Source organism: Micromonospora sp. NPDC005291 (genome assembly GCF_040607415.1).
GTDB lineage: Bacteria > Actinomycetota > Actinomycetes > Mycobacteriales > Micromonosporaceae > Micromonospora.
Map to the genome: position 1 here is coordinate 1 of NZ_JBEXGR010000029.1, position 23,270 is coordinate 23,270.

A 23,270-nucleotide genomic window follows, 5' to 3' on the forward strand; every position below is an offset into this window, starting at 1 on the left:
GACCAGTCCCACATCACCCTGAACGACGAGCAGAGCGCCAACGTCAAGGCCATCATCGCCGCCACGAAGAAGGCCGGACTGCCCGAGCGGGCCGCAATCATCTCCATCGCCACAAGCCTGCAGGAGTCGAAGTTGGAGAACCTGGGCCACCTCGGCGACAAGAATGACCACGACTCGCTGGGCCTGTTCCAGCAGCGCCCGACCAGTGGTTGGGGTACGCCGGAGCAGATCACCGACCCGGCCTACTCGACGGCCGCGTTCCTGAAGGGCCTGAAGCAGGTCGACGGGTGGCAGGACATGCCCCTGACCGACGCCGCGCAGACGGTGCAGGTCTCGGCTTACCCGGACGCGTACGCGCAGTGGGAGCAGCAGGCCACCGACCTGGTTGCCCAGCACTGGAACAGCTGACCCACCGAATTAGACCCGCTGGCCGGCACCCCCACCCGGGGATGCCGGCCAGTCGTGTTTCCACACCCTGCACCCCGGCGTTGGCCCTGCGCCCGGGCGCCCGGGCGTCGGTTGGTGGTTGCGCATGACACCCCATGGCTCCACGGCCCCCACCGCACGAGATCTTGGAAAGTTTCCGTCAGCCCGCCCAGCTAATGGAAACTGTCCAAGATTGGCGTCGGCGACGTAGCGGAGTGGCGTGATCGGCGCGGAGTGATCCGATCGGCTGGCGGGTACGTACCTCCCGGCGGGGACCGGCGGAGGGATGAAGGATGGCCGCAGTGGGGTACGGCACGGAGGACGAACCGGAGGCAGAGTCGTCACCTAGTGGTGACGCGGTATCAGCCCGGCGGTGGTCCAGCGGTGCTCGCCTGCTGGTGGCAGCGGCGGCCGTTGTGTTGATTCTCGGCGCGGCCGCGGTGGCCGTGATCGTTGCCCAACCGCACCGCCTCGGCATGACCTACTCCGGCGCACCCGACGGCGTCCGGCCTGACGGCGCTCCCGACGGCGCCAGGCCTGACGGCGCCCGGCCCGGTGACGTCGGCCGTTCGGAGGGCGGCGTCGACCCGGACGCGGGTCGTGGCCCAGGCGGTGCGGGTGCCGCTGCCGAGCAGGTGATGACCGCGCCGCTGGCTGGTCGAGACAAGGGCACCTTTGTGCTTGCGGACGGGCTGTCCTCGTTCGAACTGCGGGTGGCCGATCTGGGCGATGATCTCTACCGGATCAGCAGTCCGGTCGGTTCGGGTGTGGCGGCCCGGCCGGCGGTGCTGGGGGAGACCGTGCGGCTCGGCCTCGTGGAGACCGGTTCGTCCGGGGTGAGGGCCGTGCGGGTCTTGCTCAGCGAGCAGGTCGCATGGCGCCTGCGGTTGGCCGGTGGGGTGAGCAGCCAGGTGCTGGATCTGACCCGGGCCCGGCTCCTGGGCGTGGAACTCGCCGGCGGATCGTCCCGCACCGAAATCCTCCTGCCCCCGACCAGCGGTGCCGGGCCGACCAGCGGTGCCGGGCCGACCAGCTCCGCTGGCACAGGCAGCCCAGGCAACTTGACCGTGCGGCTCACCGGCGGGACCAGCCAGCTCGACATCCAGGTGCCGGGGGAGACGCCGGTTCGGGTTCGGGTGGGGGCCGGCGCTGGCTCGGTCGTGGTACGCGACGAACGCTGGGACGGGGTGGCCGCAGGTGCGGTGCTCGGTACGCCCGGATGGGACCGTGCGGCCGAGCGGCTCTATCTCGACCTGGTGGCGGGCGCGAACAGCGTGACGGTGTCATCGAGCACCCGGTGAACCCCGGCCGCCCTGCGAGAAGCGCGGCGGCCGTGGGCGGGCGTGAGCGTACAGTCGGGCGGTGGAGCGTACTGAATCAATGCTGGCGGAGACCCGGCCACCTGGTGTGGCCGACGTTGATCCCGGCAGCGTGCTGCTGCCCGGCCACGACGTGCCGTTGGGTCGGTACACCACGGTGCGACGTCTGCTGCCGCAGCGTCCCCGCCGGATGGTCGGCGCATGGTGTTTCGTGGACCATTTCGGCCCGGACGATGTGGCGCAGCGGCCCGGCATGGAGGTGCCGCCGCACCCGCACACCGGCCTGCAGACGGTGACCTGGCTGCTGGACGGCGAGATCCTGCACCGGGACAGCCTCGGCAACGTCCAGCCGATCCGGCCTGGTCAGCTGAACGTGATGACCTCTGGGCGCGGCATCGCCCATTCCGAGCGGTCGCCGGCCACTCATCCGCCGGTGATGCACGGCGTGCAGCTCTGGGTGGCGCTGCCGGACCCGGCGCGGGCCGGAGCGGCGGACTTCGCGCACCACGCCGACCTGCCGCGCTGGCGTGACGGTGATGTGGACTTCACCCTGCTGGTCGGCGAGTTCGCCGGGGAGCGGTCGCCGGCGGTGGTGCACACCCCGCTGCTGGGCGTGCAGCTGGAGCTGAGTGGCGAGGCGCCGACGACGCTACCGCTGCGGCCCGATTTCGAGTACGCGCTGCTGGCGATGTCCGGGTCCGCCGAGGCGGCCGGTGTCGGGTTCGAACCGGGCGCGCTGCTCTACCTGGGCTTGGGCCGCAGTGAGCTGACCGTGCGCGGTGGGGCTGGGGCCCGGTTGCTGTTGCTGGGCGGTACGCCGTTCGAGGAGCCGCTGGTGATGTGGTGGAACTTCGTGGGCCGCTCGCACGAGGAGGTCGCCGCCGCCCGGGAGGACTGGATGGCGGGGGATGGGCGCTTCGGTGTGGTCGCCGATGATCCGGCGCCGCCACTGCCGGCGCCCGCCCTGCCCACCACCCGCCTCAAGGCCCGCGACCGCACCGGCGGCCTGCACGGCTGACGTCCTCGCCCGGCACGGACGCACGCCCGGCACGGACGCACGCCCGGCACGGACGCACGCCCGGCACGGACGCACGCCCGGCACGGACGCACGCCCGCCGCGGGTCTGGTGTCGCGCGTCCCGCGTGTGACCGACGGCAGCGCGGGTAGTCGCCGGCATGCCGACCACTTTGATCAATCCGGTGGAGGATCGGAAGCGCCTGGCTCGCCGGCTCGCCGGTAGCGGGCGGGGCTTCGCCGAGCAGTACGGCTTTCGGGTCACCAACAACCCGGCGAGCCTGTTCCAGGTGCTCTACCTCTCGGTGCTGCTGGCCCGTCGTGGCGACTTCCGCCGGGCCTTGGATGGGGCGCGGGCGTTGCGCGACGAGGGCTGGGACAGTGCGGCCCGGCTGGCCCGTTCGCTGCATGAGGACCGGGTGCGGGTGCTGCGCGCCAGCGGTCAACGTGGCGACGTGGGCGCGCTGGCCGACGTGCTGGGTGACCTGGCCCGAACGGTTGTCGAGCGGTACCGGGGTGATCTGCGCCGGTTGCGGTCGGTGGCGCATCACGACCCGGTCCGGGAGCGGGCGCTCCTCCGGGAGCTTCCCGGCGTGGACGACCAGGTCGTCGACCTGTTCCTCCGGGAGGCGCAGGCGCTGTGGCGAGAGGTTGCACCGGTCGCCGATCGGCGGGCGTTGGCCGCCGCCCGTCGGCTCGGGCTGGGTCGGTCGGCGGACGATCTGGCGGGCCTGGCCAGCGGCGAGTCGGAGCGGCTGGCCTGGTTGGTGGGGGCGCTGGCGCGGGTCGACCTGGAACACCGGTACGCGGAGGTGACCGCTGGGCCGTGACGTGCCCTGGCCCACACTTCACCAAAATCTGACCAAACGGAGGATGTTCTGTCGTATGGTTGGACCCGGCAGTGCTGGCCGCTCGGTTCGAGCGGGCATCCACCGCCTGGTGACCGCGACCGGTTCGGACGTGGTTCACCGCCTGGGCAGGTTTGCGTGGCGCCCTAGGTCGCGGTTCGTGACCAGGGGCGCCCGCCTGTCCCGGCGCTTCACTCGTCAGCCCCGCCCCGTGTCGTCCCCGGGGGTCAGCGCGGCTGCTCAGCGAGCCAGACCCGCCAGCAGGTTCACGGTCACGGCGATGATGAATGCGCCGAACAGGTACGACACCATCGAGTGGCGCAGCACGGTGCGACGCATCTCGTTGCTGGTCAGGTTGGTGTCGGAAACCTGGAACGTCGTCCCGATGGTGAACGCGACGTACGCGAAGTCGGAGTAGCGCGGCGGTTCGGGCTGGTTGAAGTTCACCCCGCCGTCCGGGCCGGTGTAATAGATCCGGGCGTACCGGGCGGCGAACACGGTGTGCACCACGCACCAGGAGAGCACCACGCTGAGCACGCCCAGGCCGCTGTGCAGCTCCCGGCTGGTGCCGGGGGGCGCGCTCTGCGCGCTGGCCACGACCAACCCCACGGCCAGCAGGCTGGCCAGGCAGGCGACGAGCAGCAGAACGTCACGGATAGCCCGGTTCGGGTCCTCGTGTACGGCCAGCCGGGCGGTCCGTTCGGCGTCCATCGGCCAGAGCTTGTGCCAGACCAGCACGAGCCAGCTGAACGCCCCCACGTCCCAGCCGGCCAGCGCGGCGAGCGGCAGTGGCAGCAGCACCGCGAAGACGCAGCCGGCGATGACGCCCACCACTGCCACCACGGCGAGCTGCGCCACGGCCGGGAAGTGCACGTCCGACGGCCGGGACGGTGGGCCCTTGCGCGTCATCCGCGACGCCCGCACGTCAGGGCTCTGGCCGCCACCGCCGGGTCAGATGCCGCGCAGGTGCTGCGAGACGCGGTTGTGCTTCTTGTCCCGGGCCTGCTCGGCCCGCTGTGCGGGGCTCACCTCGGGCGCCGCCTCGATCCCAGCCGACCGCGCCACTTCGGTGCCGTTGGCGTAGTCCACCGGCGGCAGGGCGCGCAGCGCCTTCAGCACGTCCGGCGGGGCACCCTCCCGTTCGGCCTCGCGGACCACGTCGTTCTTCTCGGCCGGGTAGTCCAGGCTCGACAGGTACTGCAGGACGTCCGCGTAGCTCGCCATGGCGTGGGCTCCCTCGGGGGCATCGATGTGGTCACGACCGGCGGCGGTTACCCACCCGCCGGCCGGTCACGCCCCGCCCGGAGGAGGAATCCCGGTGCCGTTTCCACTCCGCCGCCGCGGGTACCCGCAGGCGCCGACGCGAGCCAAAGGGGGTACGCGATGAATTACGACACCTTCATCGACCAGGTTTCCCAGCGCACCGCGACGTCGTCCGAGCGGGCGGTCGAGCTGACCCGGGCCGTGTTGGAGACGTTCGCCGAGCGGCTGACCGGCGGTGAGGTCCTGGACCTGGCCGCCCAGTTGCCCCAGCCGCTACAACTGATACTCAAACCGAGCCCGAGCACCGAGCAGGCGGACCGGTTCGGAGCGGCCGAGTTCGTCGCCCGGGTCGCGTTGCGGGCCGGTGTGGAGGAGCCTGCCGCTCGTGACGCCGTCCGGGCGGTCTTCACCACCCTGCGCGAGGCGATCACCGGCGGTGAGTTCGATGACGTGGCCACCCAGCTGCCACGGGACTTTCGGGGCCTCGTGGAGCAGGCGATGGCCCCGGGCGCGACGCTGCGCCGTGGCTGACGGCACGGCCGTCGCCCGGGCTGACAGCGCTCTCCCCGGGCGCGCACAGCGGTTGGTCAGGGCAACCATCGATGTCCCGCTTGGCGTGGCGATTCAGCCTGGCCTAACCTTGCGGTACGAGGGGAGTACTTCCCACGAACCATGCCGGTCAGTACGGCGCGCCCGGCGCGCCTCGGGTGGTTGCCCATCATGTGGTGGGTGAAGGAGACCTCGAACATGACGGTGTTCGAGGAGACTCAATGACCGAATTGTCCTACCTGTCCGCCGCCAGTGACCTGTCGTCGATCGGGACGCCAACCCTCTGGGCGGTGACCATCGCCGGCGTGCTCCTGCTGCTGGTGCTGGACTTCCTGGTGACCCGCCGCCCGCACGAGGTGTCGATGCGGGAGGCGATCGGCTGGTCGGCGTTCTACATAGCCCTGCCGCTGGCGTTCGGCGCCTGGATCTGGTCCCGTTACGGCTCGCAGCAGGGCGTGGAGTACCTCACCGGCTACCTGGTGGAGAAGTCGCTCTCCGTCGACAACCTCTTCGTCTTCATGCTGCTGCTGGCCGCGTTCGCGGTGCCGGCCGTGCTCGCCCAGCGGGTGCTGCTCTACGGCATCGCCGGCGCGCTGGTGCTGCGGGCGGTCTTCATCGCCCTCGGCGCCGCCGCGCTGCAGACCCTCGACTTCGCCTTCCTGCTCTTCGCGATCATCCTCATCGCCACCGCGGTGAAGCTGCTCCGCGACGCCCTCTCCGGGCATCAGCAGGAGGTCGACATCAACAACATGCGGGCGGTGAAGCTGCTCCGCAAGTTCATGCCGGTGGTGGACGAATACCACGGCACCAAGATGACCGTCCGGCAGGGCGCGAAGCGGGCACTGACCCCGTTCGCCCTGGTGGTGGTGGCGGTGCTGGCCACCGATGTCGTCTTCGCCGTCGACTCGGTGCCCGCGGTCTACGGCATCACCGAGGACCCGTACCTCGTCTTCGCCACCAACGCGTTCGCCCTGCTCGGTCTGCGTGCCCTCTACTTCGTCCTGCACGCGGCGCTGAGCCGGCTGGTGCACCTCAGCTACGGCCTGGCCATCATCCTGGCGTTCATCGGTCTCAAGCTGGGCCTGCACTGGGCGCACGGCATCTGGGACAGCGTTCCGCAGATCCCCACCCTGGCCTCCCTCTTCGTGATCATCGGCGTGCTGGTGGTGGTCACCCTGACCAGCCTGCGCGCCACTCGGGGTGGTCAACCCGAGGATCGCGAGGTCGTCGCGGAGCGGCACTGACCGCGCCGCGCCGAGGCGACAAGGGGGTACGCGGGAAAGCTCCCGCCCTGCCCGACACGGGTGGTACGACTGTGCAATGGGAATCGTGTCACCGGGCTTTCAGGGTCGGCCCCGAACGCAGGAGCCGGCCCTGCCACCCGGTCAGTACCTGACCGAGGACTTTCCGGTGCTCTCGGCCGGCCCGACGCCCCGGGTGTCACTGGACACCTGGGAGTTCGTCATCGCCGCCGAGAACGGCAGCGAACACCGGTGGTCGTGGCAGGAGCTGATGGCCCTGCCGCAGGAGACGCCAATGGTGGACATCCACTGCGTCACCCGCTGGTCCAAGCTCGGCACCACCTGGCAGGGCGTCTCACTGGACACCCTGCTCGCGGGCGTGGACACGGGCGCGCACTTCGCGCTCGCGCACTCCTACGGCGGGTACACCACCAACCTGCCGCTGGACGACCTGCGCGGCGGTCGGGCCTGGGTGGCGCACACCTTCGACGGTGCGCCGCTGCCCGCCGAGCACGGCGGGCCGGCGCGGCTGCTGGTGCCGCACCTCTACTTCTGGAAGTCCGCCAAGTGGGTGCGCGGCATCCGGCTCAAGACGATGGACGAGCCGGGGTTCTGGGAAACCGCCGGGTACCACGACTACGGCGACCCGTGGCGCGAACAGCGGTACCAGGGTGACTGAGCGCGCCGTGGCGACGAGCACGCCGCCCCGCGCACCCAACCGGTGGCACGTCAGCCGGCTGGTGGAGCGCCGGGTGGAGACACCGACCGCGCAGACCCTGGTGCTGGAGGTGCCGGACTGGCCGGGGCACCTGCCCGGGCAACACGTCGACGTGCGACTGACCGCCCCGGACGGCTACCAGGCGGCACGGTCGTACTCCATTGCCGGTCCTGCCGTGGACGGCCCCGGTGGCCCGCGCATCGAGGTGACCGTTCAGCGGGTGCCCGACGGCGAGGTGTCCCCGTACCTCATCGATGTCTTTGGTGAGGGCGACCCGGTGGAGGTACGCGGACCGCTCGGTGGCTGGTTCATCTGGCGGCCCGAGGAGACCGCGCCGGTGCAGCTGGTCGCCGGTGGCTCCGGCATCGTGCCGTTGATGGCGATGATCCGGGCTCGGCGGGCCACCGGCAGCAAGGTGCCGTTCCGGCTGATCTACTCGGTGCGCAGCCCGGGTGACGTGATCTACGCCGACGAGCTGCGCCGCCGGGTCCGCGACGACTTCGGCCTGGACGTGGCGTACGTGTACACCCGCCAGGCGCCCGAGGATTGGCGCGGCGAGCCGCACCGGATCGGGCTGGCCGACGTCAACACGCACGGCTGGCCGCCGGACCTGCAACCGCTCACCTACGTCTGCGGTCCGACCGCGTTCGTGGAGACCGTGGCCGACCTGCTCGTGGGTCTGGGTCACCCGTCGAGGCAGGTCAAGACCGAACGCTTCGGCCCTACCGGCTGACCGCCCGCTCGCTCACTCAAGGTCGAGGAGATTTCGATGACCGAGATGTCGTACCTGGACGGCAACATGCTCGACGGCCCGATGCGTGAGCTGTTCACCGTCGACCTGAGCACCGCGATGGGCCGCTGCGAGAACTGCGGGACGACCGGCTCGATGGCCAGCCTGCACGTCTACTCGCACGCGCCGGGCCTCGTCGCACGCTGCCCGTCCTGCGAAGAGGTGATGCTGCGACTGGTCCGCGGGCCCGACCGGGCCTGGCTGGACATGCGCGGCACCACCTTCCTCCAGGTCCCCATGCCGATGGAGCAGACGTTCCCCGGCCCGCTGTGACGATTCCTGCCGGAGTGGATGGCTCGGCGGTACTCCCGGCCGGGGACCGCCTTCCGCCCCGTGCCGGAGCTCGAGCCGGTGACGCTGAAGGTGGCCTGGCCGGCCGAGTCGCGCTCCCCCGCGGTGGCGGCCTTCGTGCGCGTGGCCCGGCAGATCGCCGAGGCGCCCGAGGAGCAGTTGCTCCGCAGCTAGGGCCGGTTAGGGACGTCTTAGTGGTGGAGGAGATCGTAGGCCTGGGCGAGGCCGTCGGCCCACGGCGAATCGCAGTCACGTTCCCACGCGCGGTACAGGCGGTCGCGGGTCGCCTCTCGGCGTAACCAGTCGCCGAGGGCGCTCGGCTTCTGATTGGCGAAGCTGAGTCCGGCGACCATCTCGGCCAGGTGACGGTCTGCCGACGGGGTGAGCGTGGCGTCCCACACATCGAGGAATCGCGCGACGTGCTCGCCGGCCGCGCGAGCCGCGTCGAGGAAGGTCGCCGGATCGGTGAATGACCCGAGCCGCGGCGGGTGGTCCGCCAGCAACGACCGCCACACCACGTCGAGGTACGCGTCGATGGCCTGCTGCTCGACGCGCGGCCAGGTGCGCCACTGCTGATGGGGGAGTTTGCCCAGGACGATGTCCGGGTCGAGGTCGTCGGACCCGAGCAGGCGCTCAAGGAGTACGGGGAGCAGGGCCTTCACGTCATCACGGTCGCCGACCGTGTTGCCGAGGCTGATGCTCAGTCCGAACAGGTCGTGCTCGTCGACCAGCACGGAGCCCTCGCAGTGCGGGCATCCGTCGAGCACCGCCCGGCGCGGGTACCGGGCGAACGCGTCCCGTACGCCCGCCAGGGCCGCCCTCAGCTCGTTCTCCACCGGTCGATTCTCGCATCGACGACTCACCGCGCCGTGCCCGCGAGCAGCCACAACCGACCCAGAACGTCGCGGAGAGGTAGACGAACCAGACCGGTGTCAGGTGCGGGGCCGCGTGTGATGCGTCGAGTCAGGCAGCAGAGGGTGCGTCGATGGCGGTACCGGTACGTGCGGCCCGCGCGGTGCCCCAGTCGTACAGGGCCTGTAACACCGGGGCCAGGCTGAGTCCTTCCTCGGTGAGCCGGTACTCGACATGAGGTGGTGTGGTCTCGTGGTCGTGCCGTAGGACGAGCCCGTCGGCCTCCAACTCGCGCAGACGCTGGGTCAGCATCTTCTCGCTGATTCCTGGCATCCGGCGGCGCAGTTCGCCATAGCGGTGTGCGCCCTCCTTGAGATGGGCCAGGATCACCGGTCGCCATTTTCCGCCGACAACGTCGACGGCGAGCTCCACCGGGCAGTGGTATCGCTCAGGCATCGTGGCCTCCCTCGGCACGCACCAGATGGTGCGTACTTGATCTTCGTCACTACGGGTGTTGAGCTGTAGCCATGGTGATCGAGTACATCAGGTACCGCGTGCCGCAGGAGCGGCTGGACGGCTTCGAGGCGGCGTACGAACGGGCCGCTGGCGCGTTACGCGCTGCGCCGCAGTGTGTGGACTACGAGTTGAGCCGCTGCCTGGACGACGACCCCGCCTGCTACCTGCTGCGCATCACCTGGACGTCAGTGGACGAGCACCTGAAAGGGTTTCGGGGCGGCCCGGTGTTCGGGCAGTTCTTCGCCGCGATCAAGCCGTATGTCGAGGACATCCAGGAGATGCGGCACTACGCCCAAACGACGGTTGCCGGCCCTGGTGGGGCCGCGCTGCCGAGCCTGTACGAGTGGGCCGGCGGCACCGACGCGTTCATGATGCTCTGCGATGCCTTCTACCGCCTGGTCCGCTCCGACGACCTGCTCGCGCCGATGTTCGCGCACATGGACCCCGACCACGCCCGGTATGTAGCGGTATGGCTTGCCGAGGTCTTCGGCGGACCGGCTACCTACACAATGGAGCACGGCGGCTACCCCCACATGCTCGGCCAGCACCTGGGCAGGGCGATCAGCGAGGCGCAGCGTCGGCGGTGGGTCAACTTGATGATGGACGCTGCCGACGAGGTCGGCCTGCCCGATGATCCGGAGTTCCGCGCCGCCTTCACGAGCTACATCGAGTGGGGCACCCGGTTGGCGGTAGCCAATTCTCAACCGAACGCGGACCCGATTCGGCAGGCACCGGTGCCACGCTGGGGCTGGGGTGTGGCCCCGCCCTACCGGGGATGACCCGAAACTCGGGTGCGGGCGACCTGGCACACCCGTAGGCTCCCGCTCCGACGGCTGGCACGGCGTCCGGTCCGATGGGAGACGAGCGCAGCGATGACCGCACACCTGTTCGGGATCAGCTTCGACGCGAGCGAGCCGCTACGGCTCGCGCGGTTCTGGTCCGGGATCCTGGGGCGGGAGATCGTCGACGATGCACAGGACGGCGTTCTGCTCCTGCCCACTGATGACACCGGGTTCCGCATCCGCTTCGCCCCGTACCCGCAGCCGAAGGTCGTCCAGAATCGGATGCACTTCGATCTGACGAGCAGCTCGCTGGAGGACCAGCGGCAGACGGTGGCCAGGGCACTGGAGCTCGGCGCACGGCACATCGACATCGGTCAGGGCCCGGACGACGATCATGTGGTGCTCGCCGACCCCGAGGGCAACGAGTTCGACGTCATCGGGCCGGGTAACAAGTTCCTTGCCGGCTGCGGGTTCATCGGTGCGCTGGCCTGCGACGGATCGCAGAAGGTCGGGTACTTCTGGAGCCAGGCGCTGGGGTGGCCGCTGGTCTGGGACCAGGACGAGGAGACCGCGATCCAGTCGCCGAACGGCGGTACGAAGATCAGCTGGGGTGGTCCACCACTGATGCCCAACGGAGGCAGGGACCGGGTGCGTTTCGACCTCGCTCCGGCTGTCGACGTCGATCGGCAGGCGGAGGTCGACCGTCTGCTCTCCCTCGGGGCGACCCTTCTCGACACCGACCAGGGCGAGGCAGGCCGACTGGTGCTGGCCGACCCCGATGGTCAGGAGTTCAGCCTGTTGACGCCCCGCTAGTCGCCCGGCTGTCCCGCAAGATCGTGCTCGATCAACGATGTAGTGGTCACGCGCGCTGCCGGATGCCACTACATCCTTGTTCGAGCACGATCAAGCCGCGCGGCGCGGCCCGCGCGGCGACCGGTTGGACAGGGGTGGCGTCGGTCGGTCAGAGTGGTCCGCCGTGAGATACCTGCGTACCGGCGGTCCCGCCGCGATCCGGCGGCCCCGGCCCACCGACTCCGACGAGTTCGTCGCCGCCGTAGGGCGTAGTCGGGAGCTGCATCAGCCGTGGTTGGTCGCGCCGGGCAGCCCGGAGGAGTACGACCGCTACCTGAGCCGGATCCGCCGCCGGGACAGCGCCGGCTACCTGATCTGTGACCGGGCCAGTGGCGACATCGCCGGCTACGTGAACATCAGCGGGATCGTGCTGGGTGCACTGCGTGGTGGCTACCTGGGGTATGCGGCGTTCCTGCCGTACAGCGGGACCGGGCACGCCTCGGCGGGCGTCGCCCTGGTGATCGACCACGCGTTCACCACGGTGGGGTTGCACCGGCTGGAGGCGAACATCCAGCCGGGCAACGAGCCGTCCCGGCGGGTGGCCCGCAAGCTCGGTTTCCGGTTGGAGGGCTTCTCCCCGGACTACCTGTTCATCGATGGTGCCTGGCGCGACCACGAGCGGTGGGCGATCACCGCACAGTCGTGACGTGGAGTCCCCGCACAAGCTCCCGCTGCCAACGGCCACCCCACCGACGTTTGTCCCGGGCTTCGACGGGAAACGGGCCGCAATGACGAAACCTCGTGTGGTGATCGTGGGGGCCGGGTTCGCCGGTTACCACGCGGCGAAGACGTTGAGCCGGATCGCCCGGGACCGGGCCGAGATCGTGGTGCTGAACTCCACCGACTACTTCCTCTATCTCCCGCTGCTGCCCGAGGTGGCCGCCGGGGTGGTCGAGCCCAGACGGATCGCCGTGCCCCTGACCGGAACGCTCAAGGGCGTACGGGTGGTGGTCGGCGAGGCGGACCACGTCGACCTGCAGAACCGCTGGGTCGGCTTCACCCAGGCGGAGGGGGAGAAGAACCGGCTGGCGTACGACCGGCTGATCCTCGCCGTGGGGAGCGTCAACAAGCTGCTGCCCATCCCAGGGGTGACCGAATATGCCCACGGCTTCCGGGGCCTGCCCGAGGCCGTCTACCTGCATGATCACATCGTCCGTCAGGTCGAGCTGGCCGAGCAGGCCGAGGATCCGGCCGAGCAGCAGGCCCGGGCCACGTTCGTGGTGGTCGGGGCGGGTTACACCGGCACCGAGGTCGCCGCGCACGGGCAGTTGTTCACCGACGCGCTGCACGCCCAGCGGCCCCGGCTCACCGTCCGCCCCCGCTGGATGCTGCTCGACGTGGCGCCCCGCGTGCTGCCGGAGCTGGACAAGCGGATGTCGGACACCTCGCACAAGGTGCTCAACCGGCGTGGTGTGGACGTTCGGATGGGCACGTCCGTGGCCGAGGCGACCGCCGACGGGGTGAAGCTCACCGACGGGGAGTACGTGCCGACCTGCACGCTGGTGTGGTGTGTGGGGGTGCGCCCCGACCCGTTCGTCAACGAGTTGGGCCTGCGCACCGACCGGGGTCGGCTGGTGGTCGACGAGTTCCTCAATGTCCCCGGCTACCCGGAGGTGTACGCCTGCGGCGATGCCGCCGCGGTGCCCGACCTGACCCACCCGGGGGCGGTCTGCGGGATGACGGCCCAGCACGCTCAGCGGCAGGGCAAGCTCGCGGCGCACAACATCGCCGCGTCGTACGGCTTCGGCCGGCGCAAGCCGTACAAGCACCACGACCTGGGCTGGGTTGTCGACCTGGGTGGCAAGGACGCGGCGGCGAACCCGTTGCAGGTCAACCTGGCCGGGCTGCCCGCCAAGGCGGTCACCCGGGCGTACCACCTGATGGCGATGCCGGGAAACCGCACGCGGGTCAGTGCCGACTGGGCGCTGGACGCCGCGCTGCCCCGGTCGGCGGTCCAGCTGGGGCTGGTCCCGGCGAACGCGGTCCCGCTGGAGAGCACCTCACCCGAGGTCGCGAGCCAATCCCGCTGAGCACGCATGACGCCTTCCGGCCGGTGTCAGCCCTGCCGGGCGGGACCGGCCGGTCGGCGTGGCCGGGCGGCCGGATCGGCCGGCGGGGCGGGCCGGAGCCTGCGAGGGCCGTACTCGCGCAGCAGGGTCTGGACGATGCCGGCGGCGGGGATGGCCAGCAGCGCGCCGATCAGGCCGGCCAGCTCCGCCGCGAGCAGCACGCTGACCAGCACGGTCAGCGGGTTGAGCCGCACCGCGCGGGACAGGATGAGCGGCTGGAGCAAATGGTTCTCCACCTGCTGGTAGACCACGAAGAAGACCAGCACCACCACCCCGGCGGTGGGGGAGTGCAGGAAGCCGGCCCCGGTCGCGATCACCGCGCCGAGCGTCGCACCGACCAGCGGTATCAGGTCGGTCACCGCCACCAACAGGGCGAGCACGGCCGCGAACGGCACCCCGGTGAGGGTCAGCACCAGGAAGGTCAACGCCCCGCAGATCACGCTGATCAGCAGGTTTCCGCTGAGATAGCCGGTGACGGTGCGCGACACCTGCCGGCCAACCCGCCGCAGCCGCTCGCCCTGGCCGTCCCCGGCCGCCGCGAGCATGCTGCGGGTGATCCGCGGTGCTTCCAACACCATGAGGTACGCCAGCACGATGACCGTGACCAGCCCGGCGACCGTCTCGACGATGCCGCGCAGCACACCGACCGCGGGTTGGCGCAGCCGCTCGCCGAAGCCGCGCAGCTGGTCGGAGTGCTCACTGATGTAGCGGTGGGCGCCGGTGCGCTCCAGCAACTGCCCCAGCCGGCCATGGCCGGCGCGCGCGTCGCGCAGCAGCCCGGGTGCCCGGTCGGCGAACCGGCCCAGCTCGTCGAACAACGGCACCAGGATGAGGGCGGCCACGATCGCCAGCAACACGAAGACGGCGAGGAACACCAGCAGCGTCGCCAACGCCCGGCGCCGGACGAGACGGCGTTGCAGCCGGTCGACGAGGGGCTTGAGCGCGACGGCGAAGAACGCGGCGACCACGGCCCAGACCAGCACCCGCCGGGTCGCGTACACGAAGGCCAGCGCGAACGCGGTCGCCAACACCAGACCGATCACGATCAGGGTCCGGCGGGCGGTCACCCGATCGTCGGCATTGCTCATCCGCCGCGCCTTCCCCACGCTCGCCGTCGGAAACCCGGCATCGTGGACGGGTGGGGAGGTCTGGAGCAGCGTCCGGGGTCAGCCGCGCCCGGTGTCGTCCGCGTCGGTGACGGGGTGGGCGCCCGCGACGAACGTGTCGAGCGCGGCGGCGTGCAGCAGGCCGCCGGGCACCGGGTCGCGTAGGGCGGCCACCGCCAGCCGCCCGACCGGGAGCCCGCCGGGGCGCGACGTCGCGGCGAGCACCAGGTTGCCGTAGCGCCGGCCGCGCAGCATCCGCCGGTCGCCGAACACGCACACGTCGGCGAAGACCGCCCGCAGCGTGGCCACCTGCACCCGGGTGCCGACCAGTGGGGGCAGATCGGTGACGTTGACCAGGTACAACCCGTCGGGGCGCAGGGTGCGGGCCACCTCGGCGGCGAACTCGACGGTGCGTACGTGCCGGGGCATCTGGGCCGCCCGGTAGATGTCGGCGATCACCACGTCGTACCGCCCGGCCGGGGTGGCGGTGAGCGCGTCCCGGGCGTCGGCGACCTCCACCCGCACCTCGGGCGGCAGCGGCGGCAACTCCCGGGCGACCAGCTCGACCACCGCCCGGTCGCGCTCGACGACCCGCTGCGCCGAGCCGGGCCGGGTGGCGGCCAGCCAGCGGGGCAGCGTCAACGCGCCGCCACCCAGGTGCAGGACGCTCAGCGGGGCGCCCGCCGGGGCGGCCACATCCACCGCCGAGGCGATCCGCCGCACGTACTCGAAGTGCAGGTGCCGGGGATCCTCGACATCCACGTACGACTGCTCCACACCGGCGGACAGCAGCGTCCGCCCGGTCCGGCGGGCCGGGTCGGCGACCAGCTCCAGCCGGTCGGCGGCGCGGTTCATGACGGGCACGCTAGCCGAGCCCACGATCCACCGCGCCCGTGGCCCGGCACGGCCGACGGGCCGGCGGAACGGGGTCGCCCCCGTCCGCCGGCCCGCCCGAGCCGCTGTTGCCGGTCAGCTGCCGGCCATTCCGGCCCCCACCTCGTCGATCGCGTCGTCGATCCGGTGGGCGAGGTCCACGTCGAGCGCGGTCACCCCGTCAGCCTGGTTGGTCCGTACGGTCAACACGGCGGCGGTGTCGCCCGGACGTCCGATGCTCGGGCCACGGCCGGTGTCCTGGCGCAGCCGGTCGAGCCGGTCGAGCACCCGGTCCAGGTTGTCTGGCGGCAGCGCGACCACCCGGTAGAAGGCCTGGCTGTCGCCGGCCCAGTACGGCAGGTCGTCCAGCGCCGCACTGATCTCGTCCGCCTCCAGGGTGGGTGTGGTGGTGGAGGCGCCCACGAGGCCGCCGCCGGCCTCCGACGGGTTCAGCAGGTCACGCAACCCGTCGGGTACGTGCAACGACTCGACCAGGTCGCCATCCTGCTCGGCGAGCGCCGCGAACGTCGCTTCCGCCTGATATCGGGCCTGCTCCGGGGTGTTGCCGCTGATCCGGCCCACCTCGGCCAGGAAGCCGGGCAGGTCACGGTGCCGCTCGACGCCGTCGACGGGCAGCACGTCGTGCAGAGACGCCGGCACCGCCGCGAGGAGCCGCTGCCGCTCGGCCGCCTCCAGGGCGAAGGCGAGGACCAGCACGGTCGCCTCGGTGCCCACCTTGGCCGTCTTGAAGTCGACCCCGGCCCGACGCCGGACCTCGTCGACCAGGTCGTGGTAGCCCATGCTGCTCACTCCGGCCGCGCCGCCCGGCGGGGACGGCTGCGGACGTGGATTGTCGGCGCTGCCGACCGGCGGCGGTGCCGGCCCGCCACGCGTACTGTCCGGCTTGCGTGCTCCGGCCGCCGGCGGTCCGGCCCGCTTGCCCTGGTCGAGGCTCGTGATCTGCTTGGAGGCGCTCAGGCTGGCGCCGAACTCGCTGGGCTGGCGACCCTGTTCGCGGGCCTGCCGGGCCAGAGCCCGGCGCCTCTGGTTGTCGCCCTCCATCTGCTTGCGCATGGTGACACCCCTTCCGCTGGGGATCGTGGCTGCGCTCGTCGCCTTCCCGCCGTCCCGGGAGCCGAAACGGACGCTGCCGGCCGCGTTGGCCCCGCGTCCGCAGCGCTTCATCCGGCGGGGGTGAGGGGTGCTCACCCGCACGGCCCGCATGATCGGGTCAGGACCGGAGTTCTTCCGACGTACGCGGAAGGAAGGTCGTCATGAAACAGATCGTCGAGATCGTCCCCGCCCGACCCGGCTGGTACGTCCGCTGGCAACTCAACCCCGAGGTCACCAGGTGCTACCCGGTGAGCCTGTGGGCGCTGCTGGAGGAGGCCGACGGGACCGGCCGCGAAGTGGTCGGCATGGACTGCATCGGCCAGTGGCCGGGCGCGGACGACAACGAGGCGGGTGGGCAGTTCGTCCGCTACCTGTACCAGACGCCCGATTCGGGAGAGCCCGAGGACGTCGACCCGACCCCGACCGGCGAGCTGCGCGAGAACGGGCCCCGGCTCCAGCCGATGACGGCACCCTAGACATTCCTCCGGCCCCCGACCCCAGGTCCCAGGGTCGGGGGCCATCCCCCGTGGCCCAGGGGCGGCCCTCAGAGCGCCGATCAGCCGATGGCGCGCAGGTCGTTGTCGGTGGCGTGCTCGACGGCCAACAGCTCGGTCAGCCCGGTGCGGTCCAGCATCTGCTGGAGTCGCGGGCTGACCGCGGTCAGCCGGATCGCCTTGGCGGTGCGGTGCACCACCAGCAGCGCGCTGAGCCCGGAGGAGTCGCAGAAACTCACCCCGGTCAGGTCGACCAGGACCTGCTCGTGGCCGTCGTCGCGGAGGTCGGCTGCCGCGGCGATCAGGTCGGGCGCGGTGTCGTAGTCGAGCTCGCCGGTCAGCCGTAGCCGGACGTGCCCCGCGTCGAGCCGAGTCGCCTCGATGGTCAACAGCTGATCGGACATCCCGCCATGTTGCCAGTCGAGCGGGAGAAGGCAAGGCGGGGGGTGGCGACACCTGCGGCGGCTGCTGTGACGTGCCGCTATCCGCGTTCCGACGTAGGGTGGGTCGGAGAGTTTTGGCCATGGACGCCGGTTCCGGTGCGGGTTCGGGTGGATGACAAGGAGTGAGGCTCAGCTGGTGACTGCTTCCGACGTCAGGGACTGTGACCCGGGCGACGGACGGATCTCCACGCCGCGCACGACACGGTCCACGGCGTGGTCCGCGGACGCCCTGCCTCGCCCCGCGGCGGCCCTGCCGCCGCTGGCCCCCGACCGCGCTCCGGCCGCCGCACCCGACTGGTTCGAGGTCGTCGAGCACTTCCGTGAGGGCCTGGTGGTCTGTGACGCCGACGGTGTCGTGCGGCACGTCAGCCCGGTGGCCGAGCGGCTGCTGCCCGAGGTGACGCCGGGTGAGCTGCTCAGCGCGGCCGGCGTGCCCACGTCGAGCGAGGGGAGTGCCGGCGGCTTCACCCATCATGGGCGCCGGCTCACCGCCCGCCAGGTGCCCCTCTCCGGCGCCCGCTGCTGCTGGTATGTCGAGGACGTCACCGACAGCGTCAGCCGCGCCGACGCTCTGCTCGCCGAGCGCGCACGCTCCGCCTTCCTGGCCGTGGCCGGTGACAAGCTGGGCAACCCTCTGCACCCCGACCGGGCCGCCGCCGCGGTCGCCCGACTCGCTGTGCCGACCCTGGCCGAGGTGGCCGTGCTGGTGCTCGCCCCGCGGGGCGGGCGGGCGCGCTGGTGGCGGGCCTGGCGCACCGACGACGAGGCGCCGACAGTGGACAGCGGCGTGCTGGCCGGTGACGAGCTGCCGGCCGCCATCGCCGAGGCGCTGACGGGGGTCGAGCCGCACGCGGTGGACTGGTTGGTCGAGCAGGCGGTCGACGCCGGTTGGCTGCCCGGCCTCGCGGGCGCCGAGAGCGCCGCCCGGGTCGTCCCGCTGCCGGGCCGCGACGCACCGGTCGGTGTGCTGCTGGTGGCCCGCCGTGCCACCCGCTGGTACGCCGAGGCAGACGTGGAGCTGATCCGCGCGTTCGCGGCCCGTGCGGGCGCGGCCTTGACCACCGCTCTGCTCTACCGCGACCAGGCAGAGGTCGCCGACACCCTCCAGGCCAGCCTGCTGCCGGTGGAGCCGGCTGAGGCCGTCGGCGTGCAGTGGGGCACCGCGTACCGGCCCGCGCAGGCGGGACTGCGCATCGGTGGCGACTTCTACGGCTCACACCGCCTAGCCGACGGCGGCACGGTGTTCTTCCTCGGCGACGTGTCGGGCAAGGGCGTCGAGGCGGCCGTCTTCACCGGTCAGTTGCGGCAGTGTCTGCGAGCGTTGCACCGGTTGGAGTCGCACCCCGGGCGGTTGCTGCGGCTGCTCAACGACGCGCTGCTGGAGACGACCCAGGGCCAGGGTCGCTTCGCCACGATCGTGCTCGGCGTGGCCCGCCCACAGCGCGACGGTGGCCTCACCCTCACCATGGCCGGCGGCGGGCACCTGCCGCCGCTGGTGCTGCGCGCCTCCGGCGAGGTGGAGTCGGTGCCGCTGCGCGGCATGCTGATCGGGGTGGTGCCCGACCCACGCGTCGGCGAAGTGACCGTGCAGCTGGCAGCGGGCGAAACCTGCCTGCTCTACAGCGACGGGGTGACCGAGGCCCGAGGTGGCCGCCGAGGCGACGAGCAGTTCGGCACGGAACGGCTGGTCACTGCGCTGACCGGCTGCCAACGGGTGCCGGCGCCGGCCCTGGCCGAACGGGTCGAGCAGATCACCTGTGACTGGTTGGCGCATGGCGACCACGACGACATCGCGGTGCTGGCGCTGCGCGCGGCCGGTCCGAGCGGGCGCGGGTCGCGGCATCTGCACTCGGTGCCCGCGCAGGCCACCACCACCGACCAGCAGACGGAGACTGACGCTTGACTGCCGCCACGGCCGCCGCCGACCCGACCAGCGCCTACTCCGGCTATCTGGACTGCCTCGCCGACGCCGACGAGTACGCCGCGATCGACATGGCGATCGGTCTGCTCGACGTGGGCGTACCGGCGGAGCGGGTGCTGCTCGACCTGGTCGCGCCCGCTCAGGTCGAGGTGGGCGAGCGGTGGGCGCGCAACGAGTGGAGCGTTGCCCAGGAGCACGCGGCCACGCACATCAGTGAGCAGGTGGTGGCGGCGGTGGCCGTGCACGTCAACCCGCGCCCGACCGGCGGACGGGTCGTGGTCGCCTGCATGGACGGCGAATGGCACGCGCTGCCGCCCCGGCTGGTGGCCGAGGTGCTGCGGCTGCGCGGCTGGCAGGTGACCTTTCTGGGCGCCAGCGTGCCCGCAGCGCACCTCGTGTCGTACCTGCACCGCCACGACGCGCACGCGGTCGCGTTGGCGTGCGCGCTGCCGATGCGGCTGCCGTACGCCCACCGGATGATCGAGGCCTGCCGCCGTTCGGACGTACCGGTGGTCGTCGGTGGGCGCGGGTTCGGCGTGGACGGTCGGTGGGCACGACGGCTCGGCGTGGCCTGGGCGCCGAACGCGCCCGCGGCGGCGGAGCTGATCGTCGACGAGCGGGCGTTGCTGGGGGTGCCGCCGGCGCGGCTGGCGCACCTGGCCGACGACGAGTACGCGAGCCTGGTGCGGCGTCGTGGTGAGCTGGTCGACAGCGCGTTGGCCGACCTGCGGGAGCGAATGCCGGCGGCCCGGGCCTACACGGCCGCTCAGCTCGACTCGACCGTGAGCGATCTGGGCCACATCGTGGATTTCCTGGCCGCGGCGGTCTACGTCGATGACGCCTCGTTGTTCACCGAGTTCGTCGGGTGGCTGTCGGGGATCCTGCTGAGCCGTGGGGTGCCCGCCGCCGCGATCGCCCGGCCTTTCGAGCACTTCGCCGTCGCTTTGCGTGACTTCCCCCGGGCGGGGCGTGTGCTGGCCCTGGGGTCGGCCGCCCTGCCCGCCGCCGGTCACCGAGCTGCCCGGTGACCGCCCGCCCGACCGCACCGGTGTCGATCACCGCGCCCTGCGGGTTCGGGGTGCCCCTGCGTATACTTGCCGCACCGCAAATGTCCCATCCAGCGGTGGAGCGAGGGGGAGTCCGGTGACGTTCAGCGTCAGCCACGTCGAGCGCGACGGCGGTGGCGCTTGCCTGCGGCTCGCGGGCGAGCTAGACCTGAGCACCGCCCCGGATTTGACCGCCGCGATCGACGGGCTCATCGCCGTCGGCGAGACCCGGGTGCTGCTCGACCTCACCGACCTGACGTTCTGCGACTCCACCGGGATGGCCGTGTTCGTCCGGGGGGACAATCGGGCCGCGGCCGACGGAGGTTGGCTGCGGCTCACCGGGGCCAACGGCCGCGTCGAGCGGGTGTTGCAGGTGACCGGTCTGGCCGAGGTGTTGCACGACAAACCCGAATCGGTCGACCCCGCGTTTCGCAACGCCGTCTGATGGGCTAGATTTCCCCGCCAATGCGGTGACCGTCAGGTCCCGTCCCACCTCACCCGAGGCAGGTAGTGATGGGCGCAGACAGCCCGCAGCCAGTACGCATCCTGGTGGTCGACGACGACCCGGGTGACGTGCTCATGATCGAGGAGGCGTTGGCGGATTCCGACGTCCACAAGATCATCGACGTGGTCAGTGACGGCGAGGAGGCGATGGAGTTTCTCCGCGCCGAGGGCCGGCACGAGCAGGCCCGACGGCCGGACGTCATCCTGCTGGACCTGAACATGCCGCGGATGGACGGTCGGCAGGTGCTCGGCGCGGTGAAGCAGGACGAGGATCTGCGGACCATCCCGATCGTGGTGCTGACGACCTCCAACGCCGACACCGACATCGTCGGCAGCTACACGCTGCAGGCCAACGCGTACGTCACCAAGCCGATCGACCTGGACGACTTCAACGACGTGGTCCGCCGCATCGACGAGTTCTTCGGCCGGGTGGTCGTGCTGCCCAAGCGCGCCTGACGCACGCCCCACGCGCGCGGATGCTGAACATTTTTCCCGAACACCCTCGGCGGCCGCGGTCGCGGCCGAGGATCCAGGTGGGGAAGTAACAGCAGCTGCCTGGGGGGCGACAGTATGAGGTTCACCGTCGTTGAGACCGGTTACGACCAGCGGCAGGTGGATTCCTGTCTGGACGAGCTGGCGATCCGGTTGTCCCGGCTCGCGGCGCGGGCTGAGACCGCCGCCGGGGAGACCCGCGAGGGGGATGAGATCCGCCAGGAGGCGGCCTGGCTCAGCGGGCTCCTGCGGCGGCTCGACCTGGGCGACGCCACGATCAACCGGCACACCGGTGGCGGGGTGCCGCGCGAGGCCGCCGAGATCCTGGCTCAGGCCCGTTTCGAGCTGGACGAGGCCCGCGAGGAGGCACGGCAGGTGCGAGAGCGGGCGTACGCGGAAGCCGTGCGGGCCCGGCGCGACTTCGAGGCGGCGTTGTACGCCCGTCGACGACGCGAGGCGCGGGTGGACGAGATCCTCAGCGAGGTGACGGTGGATCAGGTGCCCGCCGACACTCCTACGGCGGCTGCCGGCGTACCGGGGAGTCGGGTGGGAGTCGGCGGGCTGGACGCGGGCGCGGAGCCCCCGTCCGGCCGTCGCTGACGCCTTCGGCTCAGGTGGTGAGCGCCGCGGCGACGGTGGTCGCCCGATCCTCGTGCTGGGCGTACGCGTCGGGGTACGCGGAGATCTGCACCGACTGGGCGGCGGCGGTGACGCTCATGTCCTGCCAGCCCGGGATCTCGTTGAGCGCGGTGTAGAAGGCCCGTGCGGCGTACGACGGGCGCATCAGCTCGGCCACCGTGCCCCAGCCGCTGCTGGGCCGCTGCTGGAACAGCCCGACCGAGTCGTGGTCGGAGCCGCTGCCCTGGTTCGGGTACTCCGCCGACTCCGGGAGGACCTCGCTGGCCAGGTTGTAGAGGTTGCTCTCCTGCATGGCGGTGGACAGTGCCACCACCAGGGCGCGGCGCGGCATCTTCATCTCCAGGCCGACGTCCACGATGATCTTCGCGTTGTCCATCTGTGCCTGGTCGAGCCCGGCGACCGGTCGGGGTCGGCGCGGCTTGACCGGCTTCTTGGGCGCCTTGCGGGTGACGCTGGGGGTGGGTGTGGGCTTCGCCGTCGGGCTGGGGAGGACCCGCTCGGGGGCGACGTCGCGGTCCAGCGACCGGGAGGCGCGCTGGTCGGCGATGGCGGCACGGTCGGCCACCGCCTCGGCCAGCGGTTCCACCGTGCGGGGCGTGTCGTCGCTGCCTCGGGCAGCGGCGACCCCGACGAGGCCGAGGCAGCAGGTGACACCGGTGGCCAGGGCCACCCGGACCGGGGTCGAGCGCAGCAGGGCACGCCGGGGCGCTTCGAGGACTCGGTGACGGCCGATCGTCCGTTCGGTTGATGCGGCGTCGTCCGAACGGGTGGTCGGGCGCGCGTCGGTCAGGTTCTGGTCGGCAGCGTCGTCGGCAGGCACCCGCCGAGGCTAAAGACCTCAGTGCTCGATGACATCGGCCCGTACGGTGGCATGCGCCACACTTTGCCCCAATCTTGCAGACTTCAAGGGACAAAGATGGACGCCGCTCAACCAACCTCGCTGATCGGACCAGACGGCTATTCCCGATTCGCCGGGTGAACGCGGTCGCCGCACCAGGCCGCACCCTCGTGCTGGCCCACCCACCAGCGCTCACCCATACAGCTGACGCCAGCTCCCCAAACGGCCCACCGCACCTCACCCGCCCGCTCCGCGCACCCGGACGTGATCG

At 71.5% G+C, this 23,270-nt stretch carries 29 protein-coding genes; 20 read left to right on the forward strand and 9 right to left on the reverse strand.

Annotated elements, in window-relative coordinates:
* The 4 genes from ABZT18_RS28365 to ABZT18_RS28380 all read left to right on the forward strand — a co-directional run.
* Window positions 1–408: hypothetical protein (locus ABZT18_RS28365; RefSeq protein ID WP_355252893.1), on the forward strand; the 408-nt coding region annotated here is incomplete at its 5' end.
* A gap of 311 nt (window positions 409–719) precedes the next feature.
* On the forward strand, window positions 720–1,727 hold the full coding sequence (locus tag ABZT18_RS28370) for a hypothetical protein (protein ID WP_354995847.1): 1,008 nt from the start codon (window positions 720–722) through the stop codon (window positions 1,725–1,727).
* Between the two features lie 61 nt (window positions 1,728–1,788).
* Entirely contained in the window at window positions 1,789–2,763 is a 975-nt protein-coding gene (locus ABZT18_RS28375) for a pirin family protein (RefSeq protein WP_354995846.1), read from the forward strand.
* A 157-nt stretch (window positions 2,764–2,920) separates the two neighbouring features.
* Window positions 2,921–3,589, forward strand: coding sequence for a hypothetical protein (locus ABZT18_RS28380; protein WP_354995845.1), 669 nt, complete (start codon window positions 2,921–2,923; stop codon window positions 3,587–3,589).
* Between the two features lie 258 nt (window positions 3,590–3,847).
* On the opposite strand, the gene ABZT18_RS28385 is transcribed toward ABZT18_RS28380, so the two are convergent.
* Window positions 3,848–4,516: a DUF1345 domain-containing protein gene (locus tag ABZT18_RS28385; RefSeq protein ID WP_354995844.1), complete on the reverse strand. Its 669-nt coding sequence runs from the start codon at window positions 4,514–4,516 to the stop codon at window positions 3,848–3,850.
* 42 nt (window positions 4,517–4,558) lie between these two features.
* The gene (locus ABZT18_RS28390; protein WP_088947940.1) at window positions 4,559–4,831 is read right to left on the reverse strand and encodes a DUF2795 domain-containing protein; all 273 of its coding nucleotides are present in this window, start codon (window positions 4,829–4,831) and stop codon (window positions 4,559–4,561) included.
* A 159-nt stretch (window positions 4,832–4,990) separates the two neighbouring features.
* Between ABZT18_RS28390 and ABZT18_RS28395 the strand changes: the two genes are divergently transcribed.
* The 6 genes from ABZT18_RS28395 (at window position 4,991) to ABZT18_RS28420 (ending at window position 8,633) form a co-directional block, all read left to right on the forward strand.
* Window positions 4,991–5,401, forward strand: coding sequence for a DUF2267 domain-containing protein (locus tag ABZT18_RS28395; RefSeq protein WP_354995843.1), 411 nt, complete (start codon window positions 4,991–4,993; stop codon window positions 5,399–5,401).
* Window positions 5,402–5,640: 239 nt separating this feature from the next.
* The gene (locus tag ABZT18_RS28400; protein WP_354995842.1) at window positions 5,641–6,663 is read left to right on the forward strand and encodes a TerC/Alx family metal homeostasis membrane protein; all 1,023 of its coding nucleotides are present in this window, start codon (window positions 5,641–5,643) and stop codon (window positions 6,661–6,663) included.
* 76 nt (window positions 6,664–6,739) lie between these two features.
* On the forward strand, window positions 6,740–7,339 hold the full coding sequence (locus ABZT18_RS28405; RefSeq protein ID WP_354995841.1) for a sulfite oxidase-like oxidoreductase: 600 nt from the start codon (window positions 6,740–6,742) through the stop codon (window positions 7,337–7,339).
* Between the two features lie 7 nt (window positions 7,340–7,346).
* The gene (locus tag ABZT18_RS28410; RefSeq protein WP_354995945.1) at window positions 7,347–8,111 is read left to right on the forward strand and encodes a ferredoxin reductase; all 765 of its coding nucleotides are present in this window, start codon (window positions 7,347–7,349) and stop codon (window positions 8,109–8,111) included.
* 36 nt (window positions 8,112–8,147) lie between these two features.
* Window positions 8,148–8,441 (forward strand): DUF6510 family protein, encoded by a 294-nt coding sequence (locus ABZT18_RS28415; RefSeq protein ID WP_354995840.1) that lies wholly within the window; start codon window positions 8,148–8,150, stop codon window positions 8,439–8,441.
* Between the two features lie 60 nt (window positions 8,442–8,501).
* A complete protein-coding gene (locus tag ABZT18_RS28420; RefSeq protein WP_354995839.1) occupies window positions 8,502–8,633 on the forward strand; it encodes a hypothetical protein in 132 nt (43 codons plus the stop codon).
* A gap of 17 nt (window positions 8,634–8,650) precedes the next feature.
* Here the strand turns inward: ABZT18_RS28420 and ABZT18_RS28425 are convergent, their stop codons facing one another.
* Together ABZT18_RS28425 and ABZT18_RS28430 are read right to left on the reverse strand one after the other, a co-directional pair.
* Window positions 8,651–9,295, reverse strand: a complete 645-nt coding sequence (locus ABZT18_RS28425) for a hypothetical protein (RefSeq protein WP_354995838.1) — start codon at window positions 9,293–9,295, stop codon at window positions 8,651–8,653.
* 127 nt (window positions 9,296–9,422) lie between these two features.
* Window positions 9,423–9,767, reverse strand: a complete 345-nt coding sequence (locus tag ABZT18_RS28430) for a helix-turn-helix domain-containing protein (protein WP_354995837.1) — start codon at window positions 9,765–9,767, stop codon at window positions 9,423–9,425.
* Between the two features lie 71 nt (window positions 9,768–9,838).
* Between ABZT18_RS28430 and ABZT18_RS28435 the strand changes: the two genes are divergently transcribed.
* From ABZT18_RS28435 to ABZT18_RS28450, 4 genes are all read left to right on the forward strand, one after another.
* Window positions 9,839–10,606, forward strand: coding sequence for an antibiotic biosynthesis monooxygenase (locus tag ABZT18_RS28435; protein WP_354995836.1), 768 nt, complete (start codon window positions 9,839–9,841; stop codon window positions 10,604–10,606).
* A 93-nt stretch (window positions 10,607–10,699) separates the two neighbouring features.
* Entirely contained in the window at window positions 10,700–11,422 is a 723-nt protein-coding gene (locus ABZT18_RS28440) for a VOC family protein (RefSeq protein ID WP_354995835.1), read from the forward strand.
* Between the two features lie 163 nt (window positions 11,423–11,585).
* Window positions 11,586–12,107, forward strand: a complete 522-nt coding sequence (locus ABZT18_RS28445; protein ID WP_354995834.1) for a GNAT family protein — start codon at window positions 11,586–11,588, stop codon at window positions 12,105–12,107.
* Between the two features lie 82 nt (window positions 12,108–12,189).
* Window positions 12,190–13,491 (forward strand): NAD(P)/FAD-dependent oxidoreductase, encoded by a 1,302-nt coding sequence (locus ABZT18_RS28450; RefSeq protein ID WP_354995833.1) that lies wholly within the window; start codon window positions 12,190–12,192, stop codon window positions 13,489–13,491.
* A gap of 26 nt (window positions 13,492–13,517) precedes the next feature.
* Here the strand turns inward: ABZT18_RS28450 and ABZT18_RS28455 are convergent, their stop codons facing one another.
* The 3 genes from ABZT18_RS28455 to ABZT18_RS28465 all read right to left on the reverse strand — a co-directional run bounded on the left by ABZT18_RS28455 (window position 13,518) and on the right by ABZT18_RS28465 (window position 16,583).
* Entirely contained in the window at window positions 13,518–14,618 is a 1,101-nt protein-coding gene (locus ABZT18_RS28455; RefSeq protein ID WP_355252896.1) for an AI-2E family transporter, read from the reverse strand.
* Between the two features lie 78 nt (window positions 14,619–14,696).
* Window positions 14,697–15,491 carry a fused MFS/spermidine synthase gene (locus ABZT18_RS28460; protein ID WP_355252899.1) on the reverse strand — a complete coding sequence of 265 codons (795 nt, stop codon included), beginning with the start codon at window positions 15,489–15,491 and terminating at the stop codon, window positions 14,697–14,699.
* A gap of 114 nt (window positions 15,492–15,605) precedes the next feature.
* A complete protein-coding gene (locus ABZT18_RS28465; protein ID WP_354995830.1) occupies window positions 15,606–16,583 on the reverse strand; it encodes a DUF2267 domain-containing protein in 978 nt (325 codons plus the stop codon).
* A gap of 200 nt (window positions 16,584–16,783) precedes the next feature.
* Between ABZT18_RS28465 and ABZT18_RS28470 the strand changes: the two genes are divergently transcribed.
* Window positions 16,784–17,098 (forward strand): hypothetical protein, encoded by a 315-nt coding sequence (locus ABZT18_RS28470; protein WP_354995829.1) that lies wholly within the window; start codon window positions 16,784–16,786, stop codon window positions 17,096–17,098.
* Window positions 17,099–17,178: 80 nt separating this feature from the next.
* Here the strand turns inward: ABZT18_RS28470 and ABZT18_RS28475 are convergent, their stop codons facing one another.
* Complete coding sequence (locus tag ABZT18_RS28475; protein ID WP_354995828.1) at window positions 17,179–17,520, reverse strand: STAS domain-containing protein; 342 nt, start codon at window positions 17,518–17,520, stop codon at window positions 17,179–17,181.
* 175 nt (window positions 17,521–17,695) lie between these two features.
* On the opposite strand from ABZT18_RS28475, the gene ABZT18_RS28480 reads away from it, so the two are divergent.
* The 5 genes from ABZT18_RS28480 (at window position 17,696) to ABZT18_RS28500 (ending at window position 22,122) form a co-directional block, all read left to right on the forward strand.
* Window positions 17,696–19,462, forward strand: a complete 1,767-nt coding sequence (locus ABZT18_RS28480) for a PP2C family protein-serine/threonine phosphatase (RefSeq protein WP_355252902.1) — start codon at window positions 17,696–17,698, stop codon at window positions 19,460–19,462.
* Entirely contained in the window at window positions 19,459–20,508 is a 1,050-nt protein-coding gene (locus ABZT18_RS28485; protein ID WP_355252905.1) for a cobalamin-dependent protein, read from the forward strand. Before ABZT18_RS28480 ends, ABZT18_RS28485 begins: the two co-directional genes overlap by 4 nt.
* Before the next feature lie 115 nt (window positions 20,509–20,623).
* Entirely contained in the window at window positions 20,624–20,971 is a 348-nt protein-coding gene (locus ABZT18_RS28490; RefSeq protein WP_354995825.1) for an STAS domain-containing protein, read from the forward strand.
* A 68-nt stretch (window positions 20,972–21,039) separates the two neighbouring features.
* Window positions 21,040–21,486: a response regulator gene (locus tag ABZT18_RS28495; RefSeq protein ID WP_354995824.1), complete on the forward strand. Its 447-nt coding sequence runs from the start codon at window positions 21,040–21,042 to the stop codon at window positions 21,484–21,486.
* A gap of 114 nt (window positions 21,487–21,600) precedes the next feature.
* Complete coding sequence (locus tag ABZT18_RS28500; RefSeq protein WP_354995823.1) at window positions 21,601–22,122, forward strand: ATPase; 522 nt, start codon at window positions 21,601–21,603, stop codon at window positions 22,120–22,122.
* 10 nt (window positions 22,123–22,132) lie between these two features.
* On the opposite strand, the gene ABZT18_RS28505 is transcribed toward ABZT18_RS28500, so the two are convergent.
* Window positions 22,133–22,981, reverse strand: coding sequence for a hypothetical protein (locus tag ABZT18_RS28505; protein WP_354995822.1), 849 nt, complete (start codon window positions 22,979–22,981; stop codon window positions 22,133–22,135).
* Window positions 22,982–23,270: the final 289 nt, after the last annotated feature.

Excerpts from the sequence above, each read along its gene's own strand:
- ABZT18_RS28415 (WP_354995840.1), top strand. The coding sequence starts at position 8,148 with ATGACCGAGATGTCGTACCTGGACGGCAACATGCTCGACGGCCCGATG.
- ABZT18_RS28465 (WP_354995830.1), bottom strand. The coding sequence starts at position 16,583 with ATGCGCAAGCAGATGGAGGGCGACAACCAGAGGCGCCGGGCTCTGGCC.
- ABZT18_RS28385 (WP_354995844.1), bottom strand. The coding sequence starts at position 4,516 with ATGACGCGCAAGGGCCCACCGTCCCGGCCGTCGGACGTGCACTTCCCG.
- ABZT18_RS28460 (WP_355252899.1), bottom strand. The coding sequence starts at position 15,491 with ATGAACCGCGCCGCCGACCGGCTGGAGCTGGTCGCCGACCCGGCCCGC.
- ABZT18_RS28470 (WP_354995829.1), top strand. The coding sequence starts at position 16,784 with ATGAAACAGATCGTCGAGATCGTCCCCGCCCGACCCGGCTGGTACGTC.
- ABZT18_RS28430 (WP_354995837.1), bottom strand. The coding sequence starts at position 9,767 with ATGCCTGAGCGATACCACTGCCCGGTGGAGCTCGCCGTCGACGTTGTC.
- ABZT18_RS28450 (WP_354995833.1), top strand. The coding sequence starts at position 12,190 with ATGACGAAACCTCGTGTGGTGATCGTGGGGGCCGGGTTCGCCGGTTAC.
- ABZT18_RS28380 (WP_354995845.1), top strand. The coding sequence starts at position 2,921 with ATGCCGACCACTTTGATCAATCCGGTGGAGGATCGGAAGCGCCTGGCT.
- ABZT18_RS28400 (WP_354995842.1), top strand. The coding sequence starts at position 5,641 with ATGACCGAATTGTCCTACCTGTCCGCCGCCAGTGACCTGTCGTCGATC.
- ABZT18_RS28370 (WP_354995847.1), top strand. The coding sequence starts at position 720 with ATGGCCGCAGTGGGGTACGGCACGGAGGACGAACCGGAGGCAGAGTCG.
- ABZT18_RS28405 (WP_354995841.1), top strand. The coding sequence starts at position 6,740 with ATGGGAATCGTGTCACCGGGCTTTCAGGGTCGGCCCCGAACGCAGGAG.
- ABZT18_RS28455 (WP_355252896.1), bottom strand. The coding sequence starts at position 14,618 with ATGAGCAATGCCGACGATCGGGTGACCGCCCGCCGGACCCTGATCGTG.
- ABZT18_RS28495 (WP_354995824.1), top strand. The coding sequence starts at position 21,040 with ATGGGCGCAGACAGCCCGCAGCCAGTACGCATCCTGGTGGTCGACGAC.
- ABZT18_RS28500 (WP_354995823.1), top strand. The coding sequence starts at position 21,601 with ATGAGGTTCACCGTCGTTGAGACCGGTTACGACCAGCGGCAGGTGGAT.
- ABZT18_RS28435 (WP_354995836.1), top strand. The coding sequence starts at position 9,839 with ATGGTGATCGAGTACATCAGGTACCGCGTGCCGCAGGAGCGGCTGGAC.
- ABZT18_RS28390 (WP_088947940.1), bottom strand. The coding sequence starts at position 4,831 with ATGGCGAGCTACGCGGACGTCCTGCAGTACCTGTCGAGCCTGGACTAC.
- ABZT18_RS28440 (WP_354995835.1), top strand. The coding sequence starts at position 10,700 with ATGACCGCACACCTGTTCGGGATCAGCTTCGACGCGAGCGAGCCGCTA.
- ABZT18_RS28395 (WP_354995843.1), top strand. The coding sequence starts at position 4,991 with ATGAATTACGACACCTTCATCGACCAGGTTTCCCAGCGCACCGCGACG.
- ABZT18_RS28475 (WP_354995828.1), bottom strand. The coding sequence starts at position 17,520 with ATGTCCGATCAGCTGTTGACCATCGAGGCGACTCGGCTCGACGCGGGG.